Raw genomic sequence first — 24,084 nt, forward strand, 5'->3', positions numbered from 1 at the left:
GAGCTATTCGGGCGTGAGTTGATCGGAGTCGGCGAACAAGAGCGTGCCCTCGTCGAGCATTACCGCCCGGCGGCGGGGGCGGCGGAGGTGGCGGCCCGAAGCCGAACGGCGGCAGACCGGGGATCTGCATCACCATCGGATCTGGTGGCGGTGGCGGAGGCGGTACACCCGGCGGAGGCGGCGGTTCCTCTCGACGCGGCGGCGGTGCCGGCACGATCCCGGTGCTGGTGTTGATGGTGACGACGGACCCAGGGATGGTTCGACCACTCGGCGTGGTCCCCACCACGGCACCGTAAGCGGCCCCGCTGTTGACCGGAGTCGTCTTCTCCGCCACCTGGAATCCGGCCTCCTTCAGCCGCTGGCGGGCTCTGTCGACATTCATGCCCGTCACGTCCGGCACCTCGCTGCCGGGACCGCCCTCGACGTAGCGCGGATCGGTCGGCGGCAGGCGCACCTCGCCGAAATTGTTGGCGATCGGTTTCATCGCCTCGAACCAGATGCGCGCCGGCTCGTTACCCCCATACAGGTCGCCGCTGTAGCACTTGCGCAGGGGAAACGAGCAGATCTCCGACGGCGAGTCGGAGTCGTCGAAGATGTAGACGCTGCCCGCGTACTGATTGGTGAAACCCAAGAACCCGGAGGACCTGTGGGATTCGGTCGTGCCGGTCTTACCGGACATCGGCAGATCCCAGCCCACCGAACCCGCGGCCCCGGCAGCCGTTCCCGCCCCCTTGTCGTCCTTGCTCAACGCGTTGGCGAGGGTGTTGGCCAACCCTTCCGGCACCGCCTGGTCGCACCTCTCCGCGGTGAAGGTCACCTCGTTGCCGCGACGGTCGATGATCTTGTCGATCGGGTTCGGCGGGCACCACATGCCGCCGGAACTCAGCGTCGCGGCCACATTTGACAACTCCAGCGCGTTGAGCTGAAACGGCCCCAGCGTGAACGATCCCGCGTTCTGTCGCTTGATGTAGTCGGCCAGGCTTTCATTGCTACCCCGGTCATACGCCCGCGCCGTTCCCGGAAGTGCATAGGAGCGCAGCCCGAGGCGAACGGCCATATCGACTGCCCGCGGCACCCCGACCTGCTGGATGAGCTTGGCGAAGGCGGTGTTGGGCGAGCTTGCCAGCGCGTCGGTGACGTTCATCGAGCCGCTGTAGTTGCCGGCGTTTTTCACACACCACGTTTCTTTCGGACAGCCCGGTGTGTCGCTGCTGCCGAGTCCCCGGGCTTGAAAGAACCCGGGCACGGCGAGTTGGGTGTTGGTGCCCATGCCCATCTCGAGCGCCGCCGCGGTGGTGAAGACCTTGAAGATGGAACCTGCGCCGTCGCCGACGAGTGAGAACGGTTGTGGCTGCACCGTCTGCCCGGCGTCCTTGTCCAGGCCGTAGTTCCGGTTGCTGGCCATCGCGAGCACCCGATGCGAGTCCTTGCCCGGCTTGATGACGCTCATCACGCTGGCGATGCCGTCCAGCGTGGGGCTTGCGACCTTGTCGATCGCGCGCTTCACCGAAGACTGGACCGTCGGATCGAGCGTGGTGCGAATCAGGTACCCGCCGCGGGCGACTTGTTCCTTGTTGATCCCCGCATGCGCCAGATACGCCAGCACGTACTCGCAGAAGAAGCCGCGGTCCCCGGCAGCGATGCATCCGCCGGGCAACTCCTTGGGGCGGGGCAGCACACCGAGGGGCGCGGACTTGGCGGATCGCAGTTCGTCGGCATGCTGGGGCAGGTGTTGAATCATGGTGTCCAACACCAGGTTCCGACGCTGAAGCGCGCCCTGGGGGTTGACGTAGGGATCCAGCGAGGTGGGCGACTGGACCAGGCCGGCCAGCAGCGCCGCCTGTTGCCAGTTCAACTGTGAGGCGTTGACACCGAAGTAGGTCTGTGCGGCGTCCTGCACACCGAACGCCCCGTTGCCGAACCCCACCAGGTTCAGGTAGCGCGTGAGGATTTCCGCCTTGGTGAACGTCTTGTCCAGCGTCAACGCCATCCGCATCTCACGGAGTTTGCGCGCCGGGGTCAGTTCGACCGCGGCACGCCTTTCGGCGTTCGTCTGCGCCGTCACCAGTAGCTGGAAGTTCTTGACGTATTGCTGCTCGATCGTCGAACCGCCGCGGGTGTCGAGATTGCCCGACAGATAACCGGACAGACCGGTGAGTGTGCCCTGCCAATCGACGCCCGCGTGCTCGGCGAACCGCTTGTCCTCGATCGAGACGATGGCCAGCTTCATGGTGTTGGCGATCTGCTCGCTTTTCACCTCGAACCGGCGCTGGGTGTAGAGCCAGGCGATCGGCTTACCTGCGGCGTCGACCATGGTCGTCACCTGGGGCACGTCGTCCTCCACCAACTGCGCCGAACCGTTGGCGACGACGTCCGAGGCCCGGTTGGACAACAGCCCGAACCCGCCCGCGAACGGGAACATCAGCGCCGCCACCAGCACCCCGGCCAGCGTGCAGCACAGAATCAGCTTGATGACCGTCCCCCCGGCCGGTGCGCGCTCCGGCATGTCAGCAGGGTATTAAATACGGACTCGCGGCGAACGTTCCCGCGCCGATTTCACAGCAACGACGGCGAAACGCTCTGGTAACGGACACGGTCACCCTCGGTCCAGATCCCACTGGCCGAAGTCGGGCGCGAGGACCTCGTCGACGTCGACATGGGTGTCTCCGATCGGCACACCGGGCTCGGACGGACCGATCACCACAGCCTGATACAGCACCGCTCTGGGATCGCGCTCACCAGCCGACCAGGCCTTCGTCTGCCACACCCACCAATGCCCGTCGCTGGTCGAGCGGCCGACGACCCCGTCGCCGATCGCCCACGAGCACGCCCGCGCGTGACCGTAAAGGCCGGTGCGCTGCACGCCCAGCACCGAGTTGATCCCGCGGTACCACTCGAGCGCGACGTTCTCCCAGGTCTCGGCGTCGATGTCCTCGTCGACGCTGAAGAAGATCGGCGCCGAATCAGGACCGCCCGCGGCTTTGTGCAGCCGCAGGGCGGTCGATGCGTCCGCGACACCACCGTCGTACCCGCGTGTGTAATCGGACGGCGTCGGCCAGCCGGGCTTGCCGTACTGGTAGCAGCTGACGACGTGCAAGCCCTCGGCTCGCAGCGAGTCGGCATACTCGCGCGTCACCGGTTTGAAGTCGAAGTCAGCGCCCGGCCGTAGCTCGGAGACGTATACCAGCGCGCCGTCGAAGCCCGCCGCCTTGAGCTGATCGGCCGGAACCTTTCGGTGCGCGAAGTCGACGACCCGCAGCGGGGCCGCCGACGCACGCGGGCCGGTAAGCGTCGCTGCGGTCGCCCCGAGGATGTATAGCGGCGGCGCGGCGACGGCGTACTTGAGCAGTTCGCGTCGTGAAGGAAGGTGCCCTCTGCCACGACGCCCTCCGCCACGACCGGGTGACGTCGGGGAATCCTGCACGGCGCGATGCTAACAACATTGACGACGCGCGTGGGTGCCGGTCGGTTGATTCCTCCGGCCCGGAACGTCCCCGCCCTATGCTGATGACCGACACGCCAGCCGGGCACGGCGGCGTCTCACCCGCACCTGCGACCTGACGGGGTGGCCCATGCCCGCCGACCAACTCGCTGTTCACGGCAAGCGGTCCATGTCGAGGTGCCTTGGCGTCGCCGCGGTCTTGATCGCGCTGACGGCATCCTCGGCGTGCGGTGCCCGGGTCGAGAATCCTCCGCCGAACTCCGGGGTGCAGGCGGCGCCGCAGCCGTCGACCACAACCCAGAGGCCCACCATCCCGGCACCCGGCCTGCCGGCGGTTGACGAGCTGATCAACACCGCGATCGCCGCACATGAACTGCCCGGCGCCGTGGTCGCGGTCGGACACCGTGGCAGGCTCGTCGTCCACCATGCGTACGGCTCGCGCAAGCTGGCGGGCGAACCGGCGCTCGACGGGGCCCCCGCCCCGGCCGAGCCTATGACCGAGGACACGATCTTCGACGTCGCATCCTTGACCAAGAGCCTCGCCACGGCCACGGCCATCATGCAGCTCTGCGAACAGGGCAAGGTCGCGATCGACGAACCGGTGCAGAACTATCTGCCCGCCTTCAACGGTGCGGGCGATCCCCAGCGGGCACGGGTGACGCTCCGCATGTTGCTCACCCACACTTCAGGTATCCCAGGCGATATCGACCTCCGCGACCCTTGGGGCCTGGCCCGCCCCGACAGCGCGGAAGGAATCCGTCGCGCGCTCGCCACGCCGCTGCAGTCGGAGCCGGGCGGGGTGTTCCGCTACTCCGACATTAACTTCATTCTGCTCGGGGCGCTGATCGAAGAGGTCGCCGGCGAGCCCGAGGACGTCTACGTCCAGCGGAACGTCTTCGCGCCGCTCGGCATGCAGGACACCCGCTACCTTCCTGCGGCCAAGGCGTGCGGTCCGCACAAGATCAGAGGAGCCGCGATCGCGTGGGCGTCCACTTCGCAGCCGCCCGCGTCGACCCGCTGTCCCGAAACTGGCTGGCGCACCGAGGTTTTGCCCCGAGTCGCCCCGACAGCCCTCGACGAGGAAGGCAGAGCACAACCGGGCAGCAACCCCGACCTGGACTTCCCGCTGCGAGGTACGGTCCATGATCCGACAGCGCGCCGCATGGGCGGCGTCGCCGGGCACGCCGGGGTGTTCTCGACCGCGCGTGACATCGGCATCTTCGCGCAGGCCCTGCTGGACCGATTGGCGGGCCGTCTGAGCACCTTTCCGTTGAAGCAGGAAACCCTGCAGCTGATGACGACGCCCCAGCAGCCCGGGCACTCGCCCGGGCAGGTCGAGGCGGCGAACGAGGCGGTCCGAGAGGCAATCGCGGTGGCACCGAATCCGAATCCGCTACTCGCTCCGAACTATCCGGCGATCTACGGCCAGAATTTGCGAGGGCTCGGTTGGGACATCGACACCGGCCATTCCCGGCCGCGCGGACTCCTCTTTCCCGTCGGCAGCTTCGGGCATACAGGTTTCACTGGCACGTCACTGTGGATGGATCCGGCCTCCGACACCTACGTGATCCTGCTGACGAACGTGATACACATTCGCGGTAGCAGCCCGCTGTCGAACCTGCAAGGAGAACTCGCCACCGTGACCGCGCGAGCGTTGGACCTGTACACCGACACGCAACCAGCCCCCAAGCCTCGCTGAACGAGCAGGAGATGGCCGAGTTGTATTACGCGCAAAGACAGTTCGAGGCCTACGGAACGTCCCACTTGCTGGTGCTCGCCATCTTCGCGGTAGGCGCGGCACTGCTGATCTGGTGGGGGCGCCGACAGACCGAAGCGCAGGCACGGGTGTTCTCGCGCGTGTTTGCGTTGCTGATCGTCGCGGCATTCGTGGTGGCGCTGGTCTACAAATTGATCCGGCCCGACATTCAAACGTCCGTGCCGATCCAACTGTGTGACATCGCCGAACTCACGGCCGCCTATGCACTGTGGTCGCAACGCCATTGGGCCTTCGCGCTGACGTACTACTGGTGTCTGCTCCTGAGCTCGCAGGCGTTGCTCACACCCGACGTGGGAACACCTCGAGAGGGCGCACCGGACTTTCCGCACCACCTGTTTCTCACGTTCTTCGTGCTTCACGTGTTCGCGGTCTGGACGGCCATCTACCTCACGTGGGGACGAGGGATGCGTCCGCGATGGCGCAGCTACCGCTTCGCCGTCGTCGTCACCCTGATATGGGCAGCGGTGACCTTCACCTTCAACGCGATCGTCGGCACGAATTACGGCTACCTGAACGCCAAGCCCCCGACCGCTTCGTTGTTGGATGTGTTCGGGCCGTGGCCGATGTATTTGGTGGTCGAAGTGGCGATCGTCATCGCCGTCTGGGCCCTGATGACGTGGCCGTGGGAGCGGAGGCGGCAAAACGCCGGAGTGGCTCGAGCCGCATCAGCGCCGTCGGGGTGACTCGCGAACGAAGGCCAAGTCGGGTCAACGACCGACTCCCGGCGCGCCGCAGGACTGCCCGGGTGGCAGCGACGGCGCTGTGCCGCCCGACCGCGGTCGCGCCGGCCAGGAATCCACACAAGGCGCCGAGAACAAAGATGCGCCGCGTATGCCGGTTGTTCCGCCGCATCGCGGTCGAGGTGACGAATCCGCACATCGCGCTGAGGATCGCGACCGCGACCAGACCTGCCCAATACGGCAGTCCGAGCGAACCCATAGGCAACCTTTCGGCGCGGCATCCGCGAGCCGCCGAGGTCAATGGAATCACCGTCACTGCGGGCCCGACGGTCCCGTACGCGTTTCGTGACCGAAGCGAACGCGAAGCGTTGCCGGAGGCCTCGGTGGTTGCAGGGCGCCTACGTGATCGTCACGCCACCGTCGACCACGATGGTCTGACCGGTGACGTAGCCACCGGCCTCGGACGCGAGCCAGACGACGGCGGCCGACAACTCGTGCGGTTCGCCCACGCGGTTGAACACCACGCGGCCGGCCAGGGTGCGGTCCAGATAGCCCGGCTTGTACTCGTCCGTCATCTCGGACCTGAAGAAGCCCGGTGCCAGGGCGTTGACACGGATCCCCTTGCGCCCGCCCCATTGTTGGGCGAGGTCGCGGGTGAGGCCGACGACCGCGGCCTTGCTGGCGCTGTAGGCGGCCTGGGGGAGCCCCGCGGTGGTCAGCCCCAAGACGCTGGAGATGTTGATGATCGAACTGCCCGGCTGCATCACCCGCCCACACGCTTGGGCGGCCCAGTAGGACCCGTTGAGGTTGACCTCGACGACCTTGCGGAACTCCTCGGGTGTTTCCCGAGTCGCGGGCACGGCGGTTCCGACCCCGGCGTTGTTCACCAGCACATCGACGCGGCCGAACTCCTGCATTGCAGCGTCGACGAGTGCCGCGCACTGATCGGGATCTGCGACATCGGTTTGGACGCTGAGAGCGCGCCTGCCTGCTGTCTTGACGAGTTCTGCGGTGGCTTCGAGCTTTTCGACACGCCGGGCAGCCAAGACGACATCCGCGCCTGCCTCGGCGAGCGCCTCGGCGAACGACACGCCCAGCCCGGACGATGCGCCGGTGATGACGACGACCTTGTCGTCGAGGCGGAAGCGGTCCAGAATCGTCATCTGCGACGTTCTCCTGTCTGTCGTGCTGGCTGTGTGCTCGCCCAACCGTAATGCGTGGCGCTCGTCGCGTCGGCCGGGCGGTCCCGGTCCCGGCTTGGGTTCGAAGCGGCCATTGCCGGGCACCACTAGTGGCGGCCGGTTCGGACGAGGGATAGCGAGTGACGCATGGTTGTACCCGGATGGGTGTGGGCGCTGACGGTCGTCGGCATCGCCGGACTCCTGGCTTTCGACTTCTTCTTCCACGTACGAAAAGCCCACGTCCCGACCCTCAAAGAGGCGGCGGTCTGGTCTGCGGCGTACGTCGGGATCGCCGTCCTCTTCGGGGTCGGTGTCCTGGTCTTCGGGGGCGTTGACGCCGGTGGCGAGTATTTCGCGGGATATATCACCGAGAAAGCGCTGTCGGTCGACAACCTCTTCGTCTTCCTGATCATCATCAGCAGCTTCCGCGTGCCGCGCGAGGACCAGCAGAAGGTGCTGCTGTTCGGCATCGTGTTCGCGTTGATCGCGCGTACCGGGTTCATCTTCCTCGGCGCTGCGCTGATCAACACCTTCGCCTGGGTCTTCTACGCGTTCGGGTTGATCCTTCTGCTCACCGCCGGAAACATGCTGACCCCGGACCACAGCGACTCCGAGACCGCCGACAACTTCGTCATCCGGCTGGCGAGGAAGGTTTTCCACACCACCGACTACTACGACGGCGACAAGCTGTTCACGACGGTGGACGGCAAGCGCGCGATGACGCCGATGCTGCTGGTGATGGTCGCCATCGGCGGCACCGACATCCTCTTCGCTCTCGACTCGATTCCGGCGATCTTCGGCTTGACCCAGAACGTCTACCTCGTCTTCACCGCGACGGCGTTCTCGCTGATGGGCCTTCGGCAGCTGTACTTCCTGATCGACGGCCTGCTCGACCGGCTGATCTACCTTTCGTACGGCCTGTCGGCAATCCTGGCGTTCATCGGTGTGAAGCTGATCCTGCATGCGTTGCACGAGAACAACGTGCCGTTCATCAACGACGGAGAACCCGTCGAGGTCGTGGAGATCAGCACCGGCCTCTCACTCTCGGTGATCATCGGAGTCCTCCTCGTCACCGTCGTCGCGTCGCTGTTCAGCAAGAAGGGTGCGGCCCAGACTGCGATCGCGAACGCTCGTCGCCACGCCAGGGCCTATCTCGATTCCGAGTACACCAGAAGCGCCGCGGAACGCGAACGCATCTTCAAGTCGCTTCTTCACGAACGCGATCAAATCCTCTCACTCGGTCCCAAGTACCGGCAGATGGTTCGTGATGAAACTGCCCTCCTCGATCTGCTCAATCGCGCAGCCGCCAAACACGATGAGGCAGTCGAGCGTGGCGAGGCCGCACCCTTCACCCGGAAGGGACTCACGAGCTGACGGCCCGCGAGTTCATCGACCTGCGGGAAGGGCTTCCACGGTTCGCCGATACGCTGCCCGTCGACATCGGGTGAACGACCGGCAGGGAACGGCGACGGCAGGGGATAGTCGAAATGGGTGTGTACGCAGTCACCGGAGCCGCATCCGGCATGGGACAACAAGCCGCCACCAAATTGAAGGCCCAGGGACACACCGTCATCGCCGTCGACGTCAAAGACGGCGACGTCGTGGCCGACCTGTCGACCGCCGACGGACGGCGAACCGCAGCCGATCAAGTCCTGGCCCGGTCCAACCGGCTTGACGGTGCCGTGTTGGCCGCGGGCATCGGGCCGACGCCCGGCAAGGACAGCACGCGACGGATATTCGAGGTCAACTATCGCGGCGTGGTCGATCTGCTGCAGGCGTGGCGACCCGCACTCGCCGCCACTGGACGAGCCAAAGTCGTCGTCATCGGCAGCAACTCGACGACCACCACCCCGGCGGTGCCGCGACGCACAGTGCGTGCGCTGTTGGCAGGCGATACCGACAGGGCGGTGCGCTCACTGACGTTGTTCGGACCGGTCGCGCCGTCGCTCGGCTATGCCGCATCGAAGATCGCGGTCTCCCACTGGGTCCGGCGCACGGCGGTGACGCGACAGTGGGCGGGCGCGGGTATCCGACTCAACGCGCTGGCGCCCGGCGCCATCATGACGCCGCTGTTGGAGAAGCAACTCGCCACACCGCGGGAGGCCAAGGCGGTCAACGCTTTCCCGGTGCCTGTGGGCGGCTTCGGAGATCCCGCTCAGCTCGCCGACTGGATGGTGTTCATGTTGTCAGACTCCGCCGATTTTCTCTGCGGCAGCATCGTTTTCGTCGACGGCGGGTCCGACGCCTACTTCCGGGCACGAGACTGGCCGAGGTCCGTGCCCGCACGGCGGTTGCCGTCGTATCTGTGGCGATTTCAAAGGTTCAAGGGCGCCGAATAGCGCCACCGCGGAGTCAGAACTTGGCGACGGCGCCCGCATCGACCGGCAACGCCGCCCCGGTGATGTACTGCGATTCGTCGGAGGCGAGGAACAACACCGCATTGCTCACGGCGCGGGCCTCGATCACCGGTTTCGGCAGCATATGGAAGTGACCGATGACCCGTGCGGCGTCCTCCATCGTCGGATCGGTGAGGTCCGGCCGCACCGTGCGGCGGAAGTGATCGTTGTCGATCATCGGTGTCAGGATGTTGCCCGGATGGATGGAGTTGACCCTGATCCATTGTGGTGCAAGCTCATTGGCCAGCGAGTTCATCAGTCCGACGACGGCGTGCTTGGCCGAGGCGTAGTGCGCCATATAGCCGCCGCCGCGGAGCCCCAGCATCGAGCTGACCAGGATGATCGATCCGCCGCCGTTGGTCATGTGCGGCAGGGCGGCTTTGACGGTGTGCCAGACGCCGGTCACGTTGATGTCGAGCATCGTCTGCCACGCGGATTCGGCAATCTTCGCGGCAGGCGCCGGATCCGCGCTGATGCCGGCATTGGCCACCACGATGTCGAGCGCGCCGAGTTCGCCGACCCCACGGGCGAGCGCTGCCTGAAGGCTCGCCAGGTCGCGCACATCCGCCGTGTCGGTCACGATGCGGCGGCCCGACTTCTCGACCAGCGCCGCCGTGTCAGCGAGGTCTGCCTCGGAGGGGCCGGGATATCCGGCGGCGTCGATGTCCTCGCACACGTCGACGGCGATGACGTCGGCCCCTTCCTCGGCGAGCCGAACCGCGTGTTCGCGGCCCTGACCCCGCGCAGCGCCGGTGATGAACGCGACCTTGCCGGCGACCCGCCCGACCCTGTTTCCCGTCATTGCGGCCTTTCCCGTGAGCAAGCAGCGATCACTGCGCCACGGTGGCGCCGCGACTTCAGGCGTCCTCCAACGCTTCGCCGATTTCATGTGCGACGCGGTTGTGCTCGTTCTGCAGCAGCACATGGCCGGCGGCCAACGCCAGAGCCACTGGCCACTCGATGATCTCGACGGCGGCCAGCACCCCGAGCGTTCCGTAGAACGCGAGTTGTTCAGGCCGGGGAATCTTGACGCGCCCGACCATCGGCAGGTCCATCGAGAACATCTGGGCGTCTCGAACACGCTGGACGGCATCGCGGTGGGTTGCCGCGTTTTTCGAGGATTTGGCCATCAGTTTGCCTTCCCGTCATGGCGTATTGGGCGTTTGGACGCTCGCGGTGCGGACCGTCGAGAGCATGGCCTCAACCGGTATAACACCCTCTTCCGATCCATTGGTTGTCGTTTCGGGCGTGATTTCAATACCGTTGCGGGAACTGTACGCCGTGCTGTGGCGGCTGGGAGTCGTCGAGATCGAGGACTGAGCCCGACGCAGTACCCAGGGTGCACAGCCCGCGGCGGCGGTGGCGACGCCTGCGGTGCCGAGTGCCTGAGCCCAACCGAGCGGCCCCAACGGCGTGCACCCCAGCATCTGGCTCACGCCCGGTGTGCTGATCAGGGCGCCCAGCGTCACCAGCGAACCCGCCGCCGTCGCGATCACCAGCGGGCTGCGCGAATCGATGAGCGTCTGGCCCAACTGCGTCGTCACCAATGCCACCAACGCCACCGTCGATGCCCGACGCGGCGCCAGCGTGAAACCGGCCATCACCCACGCAGACGTCGCGGCCGCGGCAGTCGTCGTTCCCCGGATGGCCACGGTTCGCCAGATCGCTGCGTGATTCGGTCCGTGTCCCACGTCGTCGCCGTTCCGCCGCGCCGGGCTCACGGCCAGGGCCGCCGCGGGCAGCGCATCGGTCATCATATTCACCAACAGCAGTTGGCGCGTGTTCAACGGCGAGCTTCCGGTCAACGCCGACCCGATAATGGAAAACGCGACCTCGCCGGCGTTGCCGCCCAACAACACCGAAACCGCGGCCTGCACGCGCCGCCACAGCTGCCGTCCCTCGTCGAGCGCGTCGAGCAGCGAGCCGATGCGGCCGTCGAGCAGCATCACATCGGCGGCGGTGCGTGCGGGATCACTGCCCTGAGCGGCAACCCCGATGCCGACCGTTGCTGCTCGGATCGCCGCCGCGTCGTTGGCGCCGTCACCGACCATCGCGCAGACCAAGCCGATGCGCTCCAGGGTCTGCACCACCTGCACCTTGTGCTCGGGTGTCATCCGCGCGAACACCAAGCCGTCCCGCACGGCGCGTTCTTGGCCCCGCCGCGAGAGCGCCTCCCAATCCGCGCCGCTGATGACCTGGGCGGCCGTGACCGACATCCCGAGTTCGGCGGCGATGGCCGCCGCGGTGACCGGGTGATCGCCGGTGATGAGCCGTACGCCGACCTCCTGCTTCTGCAGTGCGGCCAACAACGACGCCGACTCCGGACGTGGAGTATCCGACAGACCGAGCAGTCCGACGAACTGTAACCCTCTGCCGCACAGGCTGATCAGTGTCTCATCGCGGCGGCGTGCGGTTCGTGCCTGCTGCGTCGTCAACGTGCGACGAGCCACGGCGATCACGCGCAAGCCGGATTCCGCCATCCGATGCACCATGCGCTTGGCCGTCGGGTCAAGACCGGTGCACGCGGCAAGGACGCTTTCCGGAGCGCCCTTGATGTACAGCTCGGAGTCGAGGAGGGAAGCCGAGAAGGGCCGTCCCGACCGGAACGGCAGATTCGTCGTGTTCACATCCGGTGCGTGCGCATCGCCGGCTGCTTCGATGACAGCCGCGTCCGTGGCGTGTTCGTGTCGATCGCCGTTCTTGGCCGGAGTGGCCCGTGCCGCGCATTCGAGCACCTGTCCTCGCGTGACGCCGTCGGCGTGATGCACTTTCGTGACTCGCAGCCGGTTCTCACTGAGCGTTCCGGTCTTGTCGAAGCACACGACGTCGATGCGGCCCAGTGCCTCCACCGAACGCGGGGTGCGAACAAGCACACCTGTCCGCGTGAGCCGGCGCGCAGCCGTCTGTTGTGCCAGGGTGGCCACCAGCGGCATGCCCTCGGGCACCGCGGCAACCGCGACGGCGACACCGCTCGCAACCGCGCGGCGCAGGGGAACCATGCGCAGCAGCCCCATTCCGCTCACGAGCGCTCCGCCTGCCAGGCTCAACGGCAGGGCACGATCGGTCAATTCGCGCAGTTGTGCCTGCAAGCCGACTGCCGACTTCTCCGCCGACTGAACCTGCGCCGCCCGGCTTGCCTGCGTACCTGCACCGACCGCGGTGACGATCGCCATCGCGGTTCCCGCGACCACCGTGGTGCCGGCGTGCAGCATGCAACTGCGTTCGGCCAGCGCCGCGCCCGGAGTGGCAGCGGCCCGCTTGGGTACTGGAAGCGACTCGCCGGTCAGCGATGACTCGTCGAGCTCGACGTCGGATGCCCCGATGATCCGCGCGTCGGCGGGCACGACCTCGCCGGGCCTCACCTCGATCAGATCACCGGGCTGCAGGTCTGCGGCGTCGATCGTTTCGTACCCGTGGTCGGTCACGAGCCGCGCGGGCGGAACCTGAACGGCCAGCAGCCTGCCCAGCAGGCGCTCCGCCCGAACCTGTTGCGATGCGGCGAGAATCGAGTTACCCGCCAACACCGACCCGACCAGGATCGCGTCGATCGGCGATCCCAGCAGGGCGCTCGCCGTGGAGCCGACGGCCAGTATCGGTGTGAGGGGGTCCGACAACTCCTGGCGCAGCGAACCGACGATATCCCTGGTGAGCCGAGATGGGGGTCCGACCACCCGCGGGATGACGTTGATCGACGCGCTCGCAGCCGCAGCCGCCCGCGACTTGCGTTGCTTCAGTTCACGTTTCGGCGGTGGCAGTATCTGACGCACTTCCTCGGCAGACATCGCATGCCACTCGTGCACGGTGGCCGGGATCGGAGTCCGGTCGTTGAGGGCTCCACGCGCCAGCAGGAGTCCGGTGGTCAGCCCGGCGGCCGCGCCAGCGGTCACCGGTCCCGGTCCGCGGCCTCGCACGCCCGGAATCATGAGCAGGGCGCCCAGCATGGACGCGCTGGTTGCAAGTTCCACGCCCCGCTCACTGGCCCTACGCGCGGCGGGCAGGGCATGCATCACCCGCCACACGGCGTCGAGGTCAGCGGCGAGCAGATCGGCTCGCCATGGGGGTGGACCGTCGTCGGGTAACAGCCCGATCGATACATCTGCAGCCGAAAGCGCCTGCGCCGCATGTGAAGCGATGACGGCAACGGTACGGCCGTCGGCTTGGAGTGCGATGACGGCATCCAGCAACGCCGCGTCGGCGGGCCCCTCGAGCGGATACAGCTCGTCGAACGACGGTCGCAGGTCGTCGAGTTCGTCGCACTGCAGCGAGACCAATTCGGCGCCTGCCCGCCGAACCTCGCCGAGCACGCTCGCCGCCAACGGATGATGCACATGGCGAACCAACACTTCGGCCGTGGCCGCACCGTTGGTGCTGCCGTTCGTGTGCGACGGTGCGCGTTGCCAACCGACGTCCAGCTCACCGCGATCGAGGCTCTCGCGAGCCCACTGCCATGCCGCAGCCCGGTCGCGATCGGAGATGCCGCGTAGCCCCCCGATTCGCAGTCGATCGGTCAACAGGACGCGCGGGTCGACGACGACGGCGTCGACGCGGTCCAGCCGGCGGATCGCCTCCGGATCCAGCGCGACGATGTTGTATTTGTCGGCTAGGCCGCGACCGAGGGCAGCGGCGAAGCCCTCGCGGGCGTTGCGCGCCGCCTTCGGGGTGGAAACCACCGCTGCGGTGGCGGCGGTGTTGATGTCACGACTGAGGACGCCGACCGCGGCCGCCCACAAGCCCTGCACCACGCCGCTCCGGTCGATGTGTCGCTCAATCGGGCCGGGCGGCATCGGACAGGGGCGCTGTGGAGGCGAACCGATGTCTGGATCGTCCGCGTGCGACGCGATCGCCGGTTCGTGACGCTGCCACGCGCGCGAGCCGGCCATCGTCTCCGCGACCTGATAGAGATGCCGGACCGTCTCGACGGCCAGCGAGGTCGGCGCCTCGGTCACGGTGTAGACCGTCGCGGCGGCGATCGCTATGGCGGTGTCGGCGGCGCTGCGTCCCAGTCGTTGTTCGACGACTTCCCGTAGGCGCGGCTGATAGTCGACGAGCACCACCGCGGCCGCGAGTCCCGCGGGCAGCGCAGGCCACATCAGGGCCCGCCCCGCAATCGCAGTGCACAACCCGACACCGTTCGCCGTCGCCGCGATGAGCTTGCCTGCGAGGACGACGCCGTCGGCGGGCAGATCGGTGGCGGCCCCGGCGTCCGGCTCCGTTTGGTACTCGACCGCAGCGACCAATTGGCACAGTCGATCCATCGTCGGCCCGTCGTCGGAGACGGTGATGACCACTCGCGACAGCGAGTGGTTGAGCCCTATGGTCAGCACACCGGGCTCGGCGCGCACAGAGTCGAGAACCGCGCGACCCAGGGCCTTACCTTTGTCGCCGTTCAATCCGCGTACTTCGATCCAGCAGCGGTTCCCGTTGCGCCAACACCGCCGGCTCGGCCTACCGCCCGCGAGTTCTTTGACCGCGCTGACGACGGCTGTGACCGACTCGCGCGTGGCGCTTCCGACGAGCCTTTCGACGAGGCTCACTTCTTGGTCGTACGACGTGCCGGCGTGGTCTTCTTGGCCGGGCGCGACCGGCTACTGTTCTTCGATTTGGTCGCTCGGCGTGCGGTCGTCGTCGGTGCGGTCGATGAGTCCCGCCGGCCTTCGCTTCGGGGAGGAACCGAGCGCAGTGTCGGTTGGGCGTCGCTCGACGCGTCGGCGCGGTGCGAGAGCCGATGCAGCACAAGCGCGGCGCCGCCGACGGTGACCAGTACCGGCCACTCGACCAATCCGACTGCGCCGATGGCGCCGATGGTGAGTGCGGCGGCGGCAGAAGACCGGCTGCCGTTGTCGAGGCCGGCCTTCACCCCGGACGCCGCACCTTGGACGGCGCCCACCGCACCGCTCACTGCCGCTCCGCCGATCGCTCCGGCCGCCGCGGTCGTCACGTCAGCTGTCTTGGTCACTGCTCGGGTGGCCGCCGAAATGATGTTCATCGGAGCTCCTCGCGTTGGATAGCCCTTAGCTGTTCCCGTAAATAGGCGTTATACACCGCTTGGGTGAACAGGTCTTCGCGAGAACATCACGGTGGCGGTCGACCGCGGGTCAGCGGCTGGAGCGCGCAGATGTTTATCGTGCAGCGCTCCCGACGACTATGCGCGGCTCCGCAGACCGTGGCTGCCCGTTCGTATTGCGCAGCAACACTTTTCGCGGATCATCCGGGCGCGCCCGGGGGCTGGGGTGCGACCGTCGGTAGGAACTGAACCGGGCCCGGCGGGATGTTGGTGTCCGGCGGCGGCGCCGTACCGGGTAGGGGCTGGCCGAGTCGGTCCTGCGGCATCTGGCCGAGGAGCCCGCCTTTGAGCATGCCCGCGTGGTACATGTCGATGTACCTACCGAACCACTCCCGCCGGCTGACGTCGGCGTTCTCTTGCCCGGGTGCGACGTCGAACTGCACGCCCTGGTCCGGCGCCGCGGGTGTGACGTTCTGCGCGATGCCGTAGGCGTTGTTGAAGATTCTCAGGTTCGGCGGGGCTCCGGGGCCGGCTCCGGGCGGCGCCGGCGCGATGTTCTGGCCAAGCACCGTGCTCGCATCGAGGCCCGGGACCTGGGGGGCGCCGAGGGGTCCGGGCGCAGGAGCGCCGCTTTGCCCCAGCACCGCCAATCCGTTGAGGCCCAACGGCGCACCGGCTACCGGCACAGTCGGCCCGAGCGGCGACGGTGCGGGTGCGGGCGCCGGGAGCGCCGGTGGCGCCGGGTCCGCGGTCGCCACCGCACAGAAGGTGATCGCCGCCCCGGTGAGCAACACGCCGACTGCCCAGATGCCCGCGGTTGGCGAGGTCGCCGAGTTCGCGCTCATGCCTCAGACGGCCTTGGTGACGCCGTAGTAGGCCACGACGTCGTCGGTGTCGGTGGTCGCACTGGTCAGCGTCGCGTACGAGCGCATGAAGGACTGGCCGACGCAGCCGTCGACCTTGACGTGGGTGTCCTTGAGCGTGACCCGCACAGGCGCGCTCTTGTACTCCTTCTTGTCGACCATGACCGTCGTCACCGTGCCGGGCTTGGGATGGACCTCGATCTTGCCCGAGAGCGGCATTGTCGCACCCGTGGGCAGCAGTCCGCCGGTGAGCGACGAACCGCTCGTACCGATACCCGCCTGGCCGATCAGCCGGACCTGACCGAGTTCGATGCCGCAACCGATCTGGTATCCGACCTCGAGGATGCCGCCGTTCAGGGTGGTGCTGCCCCCGCCGGTCACGGTGCCGGTGAACGTGCCCCCGGCGAGGTATTCGCGCGAGGACGTCGCGGTCGTCAGCGGTGCGACGGGCAACTGGGATTCGTTGCCGCCAGCCACATTCAGGATCCAGCCGTCCGGTGTGACCACCACGCCGGGCGGGGCCGACGCGACCACGCCGGTGTCCGGAGGAGGAGCGGCATCGCCAGGCGGCGGCGGCACGGGCGGCGGCTGAGCCGCCGCGAGGGGTGTCACCCCGAACGGAATGACGGCGACGGCGAGGACTGTGGCGATTCGGTTGATCATCTTTCTGCTTTCCATCCCGGCTCAAACAACCTTGGTGACACCGAGATACGTGACGACGTCGTCGGTGTTGTCGGTGGAACTGGTCAGCGTGGCGTACGAGCGGATGAAGGACTGGCCCGCACACTGGTCGGTCTTGATACGCACACCGGTGATGGTGATTCGCGTCTCGCTCCCCTTGAACTTCTTCTTGTCGACGGCCACCGTGGTCACCTGTCCGGGCTTGAGGTACACCTTGCCCTCGAGGGCGACGCCGAATGCACCGGTGACGTTGCCGTTGAACGGAATGCTGATACCGGGGGTGAAGCTGCCGATCGGGTTGATCTCGGTCTCGTCGGAGATGATGCCGCAACCGATCTGCTCGCCCGCCTCCAACTGCCCGCCGGCCAGCTTCGTCGAGCCGCTGCCGGTGATCCGGCCGGTGAACGTGCCGGCGACGAGATATTCACGTGAGGTGATGGCGGTGGTCAACGGCGCCACCGGCAACTGGGTCTCGTTGCTACCCACCACCTCGAGGTGCCAACCGTCCGGAGTGTCGAGAATCCCCGGAGCCGCGGACGGCACCGCGCCCTCGGGCGGAAGCGGATTCGTGGCGATCGCCGGCACAACGGGCTCTGGAGGTGGGGGTGGATCGGCCGCCGCGAGCGGTGTGGCCCCGACCGGGATCACGCACACGGCGGCCAGCGCGGCAAATCGGATCAACATTGCGAAGAGGGGCCTTCCAGCTCGGAACGAACAGTTGCGACGAATCTGTCGCGACGGAGCCTCTAATGGCCGGGTTGCCGTGGGGTGAACGGAGCCCGAACAGTCGCCGCCGAGTCACAGGCCAATCGCGATATCACTGGTACAACCGTCATGCCCAGCCGAATCACAGCTGAGGTCAAGGCTTTTCACAGCTGGGCGATAGCTGACCGATGGCGACTGTGCGCCGGCGGTTACCGCTGTGTTCAGTGACAGGACACTTCGGGCGTCGACGGTTGGCGGAATCGTCTCGCATGCGCTGCGACGCACGCCGCATGCAGCAGATAACGACTGGATGAGGAAACGTGACGTCACGCCAACTGTGCCTGCGAACGACAGCGCTCATTGTCGTGGCCGGCCTCGCCTCGTTCGCGACGCCGGTCGCTTCGGCCGACGACCTCGGCGTCGATCCGCAGACGCCCGGGCCCATCCAGGTTGCGCCCGCGCCCACCTCCGACAACGCCGACCCGATCGCCGTCGCGGCATGTTCACAGTTCGCCTCGGTGCTCGACGGCAGCTCCTCGTACTACGGGGATTTCGCCGATTCGTTCGAGGGCTCCGACTACCGCGATCCGGCGGTGGCCAGCAGCAACGTGACCGGTCGCACCGCTTTACGGGAGTCCGCCGCGCTGGCCATGCGTGCGGCCGACACACCGGGATTGTCGGCGGATATCGCTCAACCCATGCGGGTGTGGTCGCTCGGCGCGACCAAGCTGTTGGTGAAGATGGGGCTGCGGATGTCGGGCGAGGGGTTGAACAGCACCGCCACCGAGATGAACAACCAGGCGACGAAGGTGCAAGAGGCCTGCGCTGCGGCGGGCACTCACGCGTGAGCATCGCGTTCCCTTGTGCCACGGGGCTTTTGGCGCTCGGAACGGGACTCGCCGGATGCGCCACACCGCCGACGGCTTCCGGGCCGCCGGCACCCGTCTCCGACACCGTGCTCGGCAGCTTGTTGTTGGACACGGTCGAGGTCGACGAGATCATGGGAACGGCTTCCATGCGGGCGCATCCGCTCGTCACGTCGATGGGCGATCATCGCGCGATGCTGCCCAACCTCAGCTGCCTGGGCGTCTGGCAGCAAGACGAAGCGTCGACTTATGACCCCAGCCACTGGAAGTCGCTGCGCCAGCAGATGTCGCGCACCCCAGACACCGACCAGTGGGAGCATCTGGTCGTGCAGTCGGTGGTCTCATACCGCACGGCGGACGAAGCCCGTGAGTTCCTCGCCGAATCGGCGGACCGTTGGAGCAAGTGCACCCACCACGACGTCAACATCCAAGTCAACAACCAGGTGCTGCCGGCATGGCGGAGCGGGGAACTCACCCGGACCGACGATCGACTCGCCATGCCGTATACGCGTGACGACGGCGGGCGGATGCGGTCCTGTCAACACGTGCTGCAGGCCGCGGCCAATGTCATCATCGACGTCGTCGCCTGCGCGCCGCCCGCCGCGCCGACGACCGCGCCCATGGTCAAGGCCGCCGATGTCGCCGACCGGATCGAAGCCGGGATGCCGAGATGACCGGCTGTGCCCGGGCGTCCGCTAAGCGCGCTTCGCGAGGAACTCCACCACGGCGTCGGCGAAGACGTCATTGCGGTCGCCGGCCACCATGTGTCCCGCGCCGCCGACGTCGACGAACTCGATATCCGGGAAGCGGGCGAGGAACTCTGCGGCGCGGTCCTCGGTGACCAGGTCGCTCATCTGCCCGCGCACCAGGAGCATCGGCACGCCGTCGCGCAGGATCGATGCCACCGCTGCGTTCATCCGATCCACTTCGGTCACCTCGATCGGCGGGGATGCCGCCGTCCCGTCGATGAACTTCGGGTCCCAATGCCAGTACCACCGCCCGTCACGCTCGCGCAGGTTCGTCCGCAGGCCGTCGAGATCGCTCGGTCTGCGCCGGTGCGGGTTGTACTCGGCGATCATGTCGGCGACTTCGTCCAGCGATACGAAGCCCGATTGCATCCGATCGGCCATGAAGTCGTGGATGCGCGATGCGCCGGAGGGGTCCATGTCCGGCACGATGTCGACCAGCACGACGGCGCGCACAGTTGTGGGCGCCAGTTCACCCGCGAGCAGCATCGCGGTGAATCCGCCGAGCGACGCCCCGACGATCACCGGCCGCGGCGGCAGCTCGGCGATCACTTCCAGAACGTCGCCGGCGAAGCTGACGACGCGGTAGTCGCCGTCGGTGGACCAGTCCGATTCGCCATGGCCGCGCAGATCTACGGTGACGGCCTGCCATCCGCGTTCGGCGACCGCGGCCGCTGCCCGGCCCCAGGACCGCCGGGTCTGCCCGCCCCCGTGGAGGAACACCACCGCCGGCGCGGTCGGATCACCGATTCGGTCGGCCACGATCGTCAGGCCATCACTGCTGCAGACGCGAAAGACATTGGGAGAAGCGGTCATCGGCGGGCTCCGGCGATGACGGTGCGAGTGACCGCCTCGGCTCGGCTGCGTCGAAACGAGCGGCCTTCGGTGAGGATCGCGTAGACGATTCCGCCGACGATGGCGTCGGCGGCCGCTTGCGATGTGGCGTCGTCGAGCCCGTCGGCCGACAACCGCGCCTTCACGCCTTCATGGAGCGGCGCGCTGAATCCCGCCTGCATGCGCGCCTTGGTGTCCTCGTGCTCCATCCCCGCGACGGTGAGGATGCGCAGCATGGCGTTGCCGCGTTCGCCCGTGAGCGTCGCCGCGAGGCTGACGGCCCATCGGCTCAGGTCGGCCACGAGGTCCTCGGTGTGGGGGACGGGCTTGAGGATCTTGTCGGCATCGTCGAGCAGCACATCGGCGACGAGGGACGGCCGGCTCGGCCACCACCGATAGATCGTCTGCTTGCCGACACCGGCGCGCGCCGCGACGGCCTCGATGCTCAGCCCGTCGAATCCGCGCTGAAGCAGCAACTCCTTGGTGGCCGAGATGATCGCCGTTCGCGACCGCTCGCTGCGGCGACGGGGCGCCTTGGCCTCGGTGACCATCGATTGACTCCACATCTGACGGGGCCGGCTTTACAGATGGTGACAGCACTGCCTAATCTTGGCAAGACGAGACGTTGCGTCTCGTGCGAGCGAGAGGGACGAGATTGGCCGACCGCCGGTGACGCCCACGAAGCTGGTCATCGGGGCCAGCGGCTTCCTGGGTTCGCACGTCACCAAACAGTTGGCCGCAAGCGGCGACGACGTGCGGGTGCTGATCCGTCCGACCAGTTCGACCCGCGGCATCGACGGAGTGCCGGTCGAGATCCGGCGCGGCGACATCTTCGATCCGGACAGCGTGCGATCGGCGATGCGCGGATGCGATGTCGTGTACTACTGCGTCGTCGACGCCCGTCCGTGGCTGCTGGACCCGGCGCCGATGTGGCGCACGAACGTCGACGGCTTGCAAGCCGTGCTGGACATCGCGGTGGACGCCGGCCTCCACCGCTTCGTGTTCACCAGCTCGGTCGCCACCATCGGCCGGTCCACGGACGGACCCGCCGACGAGACCACCGCCCACAACTGGCTCGACCTCGGTGGCGCCTACGTTCGCAGTCGCGTGCAGGCCGAGCGGATGGTGTTGCGCTACAGCGCCGAGAAAGGCCTTCCCGCCGTCGCGATGTGCGTCTCGAACACCTACGGCCCCGGGGACTGGCTGCCGACCCCGCACGGCGCGTTGCTGTCGGCGGCCGTGCGCGGCAAGTTGCGGTTCTACATCGACGGTTTCGAGAGTGAGACGGTCGGCATCGAGGACGCCGCCCGCGCCATGATCCTGGCCGGCGAGCGCGGCCGGGTCGGCGAGCGGTACATCGTTTCCGAGCGGTGGATGAGCGCGCGCGAGATCTTCGAGACAGGTTGCAGCGCTGTGGGAATCGAACCCCCTCGGCGGGGCGTGCCGATCGCGTTGATGGCCGCCGCCAGCTACCCGAACAGCTGGATCGCCCGGGTCCGCGGCCGGGACACCATGTTGACACCGCTGAACATCCGCCTGATGCACGTCATGTCGCGGATGAACCACTCGAAGGCGGTCCGGGAACTCGGATGGGATCCGTCACCCACTCCGGACGCGATCGCCGCGGCCGCGCATTTCTTCCGCACCTCTCGCCGGACCAGCACGGAGTCCCGATGACCCTGGCCCTCACCCCCGAACAGCGGGAACTCAGCGACTCCGTCGCCCGGTTCGCGGCACGGCGCGCCCCGATGTCCGCCACCCGCGAGTCCTTCGACCGACTTGCGAAAGGCCATCTGCCGTCATGGTGGGAGGAGTTCGCGGCCAACGGATTTCACGCCGTGCACTTGCCCGAGCGTTACGGCGGCCAGGGCGGGAGCCTGCTCGACGCCGCCTGTGTCCTCGAGGCGGCGGGCAAGGCGTCGCTGCCGGGTCCACTGCTGCCGACCGTGGCGACGGGCGCCGTCGCCTTGTCAGGTGAACCCACCCCGCCGGTCGAGACGTTGCTGACGCGCCTCGCCGACGGTGAAGCGGCCGCGCTGGCCTTGCCGGGTGACTCGACGTTCACCGCGAGTGACGACGGTCAGCGGTGGTTGATCGACGGCGGCTCGGACCTCCTTGCGGGAATCTGCACGGCGACGACGGCATTGATCAGCGCGGTCACCGACCGCGGGGATCGCATCTGGGTCGTCGTCGAAACCACGCACCCCTCGGCGGCGGTCGAGTCCGTGCGCGGGACGGACCTGTTGACCGACCTCGGCAGGTTGCGTCTGGCCGGCTATCCGGTCGAGAAGACCGACGTCGTCGACGGTATCGACGTGGATCGGGCCGAGTACCTCACGACCGCGCTGACGGCGAGCGTGGCCGCTGGTATCACGCAGTGGTGTGTGGAGGCCGCCACCGCGCATCTGCGTACGCGCGAACAGTTCGGCAAACTCATCGGCACGTTCCAAGCGCTGCAGCACAGCGCCGCAATGCTCTTGGTCAACAGCGAGTTGGCCAGCGCGGCAACCTGGGATGCGGTGCGTGCGGTAGCCGACCCGATCGACCAACACGCGATCGCCGCGTCCGGGGCCGCGCTGATGGCCATCGAGCCTTGCCCGGACCTCGCGCTGGACACGCTGACGATGTTCGGCGCCATCGGCTTCACCTGGGAACACGACCTGCACCTGTACTGGCGCCGGGCCATCAGCCTGTCCGCCTCGATCGGCGACAAGACTCGCTGGGCCACGCGGCTGGGCGAATTGAGCACCACGCGCGAGCGTGACTTCTCGGTCGGCCTCGGTGACGCCGAAGCCGAGTTCCGGGCCTGGGTTGCCGAAACGCTCGACAAGGCTGCAATGTCCCACAACGACGGCCAGGGCCGCCAGGGCGATTACGAGCATTTCGCCACCGGCGCGCAGCGCACCGCCATCGCCGACGCCGGCCTGATCGCGCCACATTGGCCGCCGCCCTGGGGAATCGGTGCCAGCCCGCTGCAACAACTGATCATCGACGAGGAGTTCGGCAAGCGGCCCGCGGTGGTGCGGCCGTCGTTGGGAATCGCCGAATGGATCCTGCCCTCACTGATCAAAGCCGGCCCGAAGGAGCTGCAGGACCGACTCATCCCACCCACCCAGCGCGGCGAGCTGGCATGGTGCCAGTTGTTCAGTGAGCCGGGCGCGGGCTCCGATCTCGCCGCACTGGCGACACGCGCGACCAAGGCCGACGGCGGATGGCGCATCCACGGACACAAGATCTGGACCTCGTCGGCGCACCGGGCCGATTACGGAGCGCTCCTGGCCCGCACCGATCCGACCGCCCCGAAGCACCGCGGGATCGGCTATTTCATCGTCGACATGCGTTCACCGGGCATCGAAGTCCAGCCGATCAAACAGGCCAGCGGGGAACAGGAGTTCAACGAGGTCTTCCTCGACGATGTCTTCGTCCCCGACGAGATGCTGCTGGGCGAACCGACCGGCGGATGGGCGTTGGCGATCGCCACCATGGCCGAAGAACGTTCGGCCATCAGCGGTTACGTCCAGTACGACCGGGCGGTGCCACTGCGTCGAATCGCCGCGGCACCCGACGGCCTACGCGACGACAGGCTGCGCGAACTCGGCGAGCTCGACGCCTACGCCAACGCGATCAAGGCGCTCGGCGTGCGCGAGACCGTCCGGTTGCTCGACGGACAGGATTCGGGCCCGGCGTCCAGCATCGCCAAGGTCGCGATGAACGTGCTTCTGCGACGTACCTTTCCGGCGACGCTCGGCGCGGCGGGCCGTTCGGCGATGGCGGCCGATTCGGACGTCGTACAGCCGTATCTGCGAGTGCCCGCCGAGCTGATCGGCGGCGGCACCAGGGAGATTCAGCTCAACATCATCGCCCAGATGATCCTGGGGCTTCCGCGCAAGTAACGAATCGAGAAGGACA

The 24,084-nt window shown here is 67.4% G+C and carries 19 protein-coding genes and 2 pseudogenes; 9 read left to right on the forward strand and 12 right to left on the reverse strand.

Going from position 1 to position 24,084, the window contains the following annotated elements:
* Positions 1 to 70: 70 nt before the first annotated feature.
* Together ponA2 and AU193_RS13170 are read right to left on the reverse strand one after the other, a co-directional pair.
* Positions 71 to 2,506 (reverse strand): annotated as a pseudogene (ponA2, locus tag AU193_RS13165) (transglycosylase/D,D-transpeptidase PonA2); the annotation flags it as partial.
* Between the two features lie 90 nt (positions 2,507 to 2,596).
* Positions 2,597 to 3,424, reverse strand: coding sequence for a DUF1906 domain-containing protein (locus AU193_RS13170; RefSeq protein WP_064422829.1), 828 nt, complete (start codon positions 3,422 to 3,424; stop codon positions 2,597 to 2,599).
* 148 nt (positions 3,425 to 3,572) lie between these two features.
* Here AU193_RS13170 and AU193_RS13175 point away from each other — a divergent pair, with 148 nt between their 5' ends.
* Positions 3,573 to 5,141, forward strand: a complete 1,569-nt coding sequence (locus AU193_RS13175) for a serine hydrolase (RefSeq protein WP_253867804.1) — start codon at positions 3,573 to 3,575, stop codon at positions 5,139 to 5,141.
* An 11-nt stretch (positions 5,142 to 5,152) separates the two neighbouring features.
* A complete protein-coding gene (locus AU193_RS13180; RefSeq protein ID WP_064422830.1) occupies positions 5,153 to 5,902 on the forward strand; it encodes a TIGR02206 family membrane protein in 750 nt (249 codons plus the stop codon).
* Positions 5,903 to 6,297: 395 nt separating this feature from the next.
* Here AU193_RS13180 and AU193_RS13185 read toward each other — a convergent pair whose 3' ends face one another.
* A complete protein-coding gene (locus AU193_RS13185; RefSeq protein WP_064422831.1) occupies positions 6,298 to 7,062 on the reverse strand; it encodes an SDR family NAD(P)-dependent oxidoreductase in 765 nt (254 codons plus the stop codon).
* A 165-nt stretch (positions 7,063 to 7,227) separates the two neighbouring features.
* On the opposite strand from AU193_RS13185, the gene AU193_RS13190 reads away from it, so the two are divergent.
* Both AU193_RS13190 and AU193_RS13195 read left to right on the forward strand, forming a co-directional pair.
* The gene (locus tag AU193_RS13190; protein WP_064422832.1) at positions 7,228 to 8,454 is read left to right on the forward strand and encodes a TerC family protein; all 1,227 of its coding nucleotides are present in this window, start codon (positions 7,228 to 7,230) and stop codon (positions 8,452 to 8,454) included.
* 113 nt (positions 8,455 to 8,567) lie between these two features.
* Entirely contained in the window at positions 8,568 to 9,419 is an 852-nt protein-coding gene (locus tag AU193_RS13195; protein WP_064422833.1) for an SDR family oxidoreductase, read from the forward strand.
* Between the two features lie 13 nt (positions 9,420 to 9,432).
* On the opposite strand, the gene AU193_RS13200 is transcribed toward AU193_RS13195, so the two are convergent.
* Both AU193_RS13200 and AU193_RS13205 read right to left on the reverse strand, forming a co-directional pair.
* Positions 9,433 to 10,278, reverse strand: a complete 846-nt coding sequence (locus AU193_RS13200; RefSeq protein WP_064422834.1) for a mycofactocin-coupled SDR family oxidoreductase — start codon at positions 10,276 to 10,278, stop codon at positions 9,433 to 9,435.
* Positions 10,279 to 10,333: 55 nt separating this feature from the next.
* The gene (locus tag AU193_RS13205) at positions 10,334 to 10,606 is read right to left on the reverse strand and encodes a hypothetical protein (protein WP_064422835.1); all 273 of its coding nucleotides are present in this window, start codon (positions 10,604 to 10,606) and stop codon (positions 10,334 to 10,336) included.
* 64 nt (positions 10,607 to 10,670) lie between these two features.
* Between AU193_RS13205 and AU193_RS23585 the strand changes: the two genes are divergently transcribed.
* Positions 10,671 to 10,796 (forward strand): Rv1535 domain-containing protein, encoded by a 126-nt coding sequence (locus AU193_RS23585; RefSeq protein ID WP_253867808.1) that lies wholly within the window; start codon positions 10,671 to 10,673, stop codon positions 10,794 to 10,796.
* 44 nt (positions 10,797 to 10,840) lie between these two features.
* Here the strand turns inward: AU193_RS23585 and AU193_RS23850 are convergent.
* The 5 genes and pseudogenes from AU193_RS23850 to AU193_RS13230 all read right to left on the reverse strand — a co-directional run.
* Positions 10,841 to 14,731 (reverse strand): annotated as a pseudogene (locus AU193_RS23850) (HAD-IC family P-type ATPase); the annotation flags it as partial.
* Positions 14,732 to 15,006: 275 nt separating this feature from the next.
* Positions 15,007 to 15,462 (reverse strand): hypothetical protein, encoded by a 456-nt coding sequence (locus AU193_RS13215; protein WP_064422837.1) that lies wholly within the window; start codon positions 15,460 to 15,462, stop codon positions 15,007 to 15,009.
* Between the two features lie 218 nt (positions 15,463 to 15,680).
* Positions 15,681 to 16,325, reverse strand: a complete 645-nt coding sequence (locus tag AU193_RS13220; protein ID WP_064422838.1) for a hypothetical protein — start codon at positions 16,323 to 16,325, stop codon at positions 15,681 to 15,683.
* Positions 16,326 to 16,328: 3 nt separating this feature from the next.
* The gene (locus AU193_RS13225; protein ID WP_064422839.1) at positions 16,329 to 17,006 is read right to left on the reverse strand and encodes an MspA family porin; all 678 of its coding nucleotides are present in this window, start codon (positions 17,004 to 17,006) and stop codon (positions 16,329 to 16,331) included.
* Positions 17,007 to 17,027: 21 nt separating this feature from the next.
* Entirely contained in the window at positions 17,028 to 17,708 is a 681-nt protein-coding gene (locus tag AU193_RS13230) for an MspA family porin (protein WP_064422840.1), read from the reverse strand.
* Positions 17,709 to 18,049: 341 nt separating this feature from the next.
* Between AU193_RS13230 and AU193_RS13235 the strand changes: the two genes are divergently transcribed.
* Both AU193_RS13235 and AU193_RS13240 read left to right on the forward strand, forming a co-directional pair.
* Complete coding sequence (locus AU193_RS13235; RefSeq protein ID WP_064422841.1) at positions 18,050 to 18,577, forward strand: hypothetical protein; 528 nt, start codon at positions 18,050 to 18,052, stop codon at positions 18,575 to 18,577.
* Entirely contained in the window at positions 18,574 to 19,269 is a 696-nt protein-coding gene (locus AU193_RS13240; protein WP_253867806.1) for a sensor domain-containing protein, read from the forward strand. The genes AU193_RS13235 and AU193_RS13240 overlap by 4 nt, the downstream gene beginning before the upstream one ends.
* Positions 19,270 to 19,290: 21 nt before the next feature.
* Here the strand turns inward: AU193_RS13240 and AU193_RS13245 are convergent, their stop codons facing one another.
* Both AU193_RS13245 and AU193_RS13250 read right to left on the reverse strand, forming a co-directional pair.
* Positions 19,291 to 20,157, reverse strand: a complete 867-nt coding sequence (locus AU193_RS13245) for an alpha/beta fold hydrolase (RefSeq protein WP_064422842.1) — start codon at positions 20,155 to 20,157, stop codon at positions 19,291 to 19,293.
* Entirely contained in the window at positions 20,154 to 20,726 is a 573-nt protein-coding gene (locus AU193_RS13250; protein ID WP_064422843.1) for a TetR/AcrR family transcriptional regulator, read from the reverse strand. Before AU193_RS13250 ends, AU193_RS13245 begins: the two co-directional genes overlap by 4 nt.
* A gap of 118 nt (positions 20,727 to 20,844) precedes the next feature.
* Here AU193_RS13250 and AU193_RS13255 point away from each other — a divergent pair, with 118 nt between their 5' ends.
* The gene (locus AU193_RS13255) at positions 20,845 to 21,852 is read left to right on the forward strand and encodes an NAD-dependent epimerase/dehydratase family protein (protein WP_064422844.1); all 1,008 of its coding nucleotides are present in this window, start codon (positions 20,845 to 20,847) and stop codon (positions 21,850 to 21,852) included.
* A complete protein-coding gene (locus tag AU193_RS13260) occupies positions 21,849 to 24,068 on the forward strand; it encodes an acyl-CoA dehydrogenase (RefSeq protein ID WP_064422845.1) in 2,220 nt (739 codons plus the stop codon). Before AU193_RS13255 ends, AU193_RS13260 begins: the two co-directional genes overlap by 4 nt.
* Positions 24,069 to 24,084 lie beyond the last annotated feature (16 nt).

The organism is Mycobacterium sp. GA-1285 (assembly GCF_001499905.1).
Lineage (GTDB): Bacteria > Actinomycetota > Actinomycetes > Mycobacteriales > Mycobacteriaceae > Mycobacterium.

Bases quoted from the DNA above. Each gene is read 5' to 3' on its own strand.
- AU193_RS13205 (WP_064422835.1), bottom strand. From the start codon at position 10,606: ATGGCCAAATCCTCGAAAAACGCGGCAACCCACCGCGATGCCGTCCAG.
- AU193_RS13260 (WP_064422845.1), top strand. From the start codon at position 21,849: ATGACCCTGGCCCTCACCCCCGAACAGCGGGAACTCAGCGACTCCGTC.
- AU193_RS13180 (WP_064422830.1), top strand. From the start codon at position 5,153: ATGGCCGAGTTGTATTACGCGCAAAGACAGTTCGAGGCCTACGGAACG.
- AU193_RS13250 (WP_064422843.1), bottom strand. From the start codon at position 20,726: ATGGTCACCGAGGCCAAGGCGCCCCGTCGCCGCAGCGAGCGGTCGCGA.
- AU193_RS13215 (WP_064422837.1), bottom strand. From the start codon at position 15,462: ATGAACATCATTTCGGCGGCCACCCGAGCAGTGACCAAGACAGCTGAC.
- AU193_RS13190 (WP_064422832.1), top strand. From the start codon at position 7,228: ATGGTTGTACCCGGATGGGTGTGGGCGCTGACGGTCGTCGGCATCGCC.
- AU193_RS13245 (WP_064422842.1), bottom strand. From the start codon at position 20,157: ATGACCGCTTCTCCCAATGTCTTTCGCGTCTGCAGCAGTGATGGCCTG.
- AU193_RS23585 (WP_253867808.1), top strand. From the start codon at position 10,671: ATGGCCTCAACCGGTATAACACCCTCTTCCGATCCATTGGTTGTCGTT.
- AU193_RS13230 (WP_064422840.1), bottom strand. From the start codon at position 17,708: ATGTTGATCCGATTTGCCGCGCTGGCCGCCGTGTGCGTGATCCCGGTC.
- AU193_RS13185 (WP_064422831.1), bottom strand. From the start codon at position 7,062: ATGACGATTCTGGACCGCTTCCGCCTCGACGACAAGGTCGTCGTCATC.
- AU193_RS13195 (WP_064422833.1), top strand. From the start codon at position 8,568: ATGGGTGTGTACGCAGTCACCGGAGCCGCATCCGGCATGGGACAACAA.
- AU193_RS13175 (WP_253867804.1), top strand. From the start codon at position 3,573: ATGCCCGCCGACCAACTCGCTGTTCACGGCAAGCGGTCCATGTCGAGG.
- AU193_RS13200 (WP_064422834.1), bottom strand. From the start codon at position 10,278: ATGACGGGAAACAGGGTCGGGCGGGTCGCCGGCAAGGTCGCGTTCATC.
- AU193_RS13225 (WP_064422839.1), bottom strand. From the start codon at position 17,006: ATGATCAACCGAATCGCCACAGTCCTCGCCGTCGCCGTCATTCCGTTC.
- AU193_RS13220 (WP_064422838.1), bottom strand. From the start codon at position 16,325: ATGAGCGCGAACTCGGCGACCTCGCCAACCGCGGGCATCTGGGCAGTC.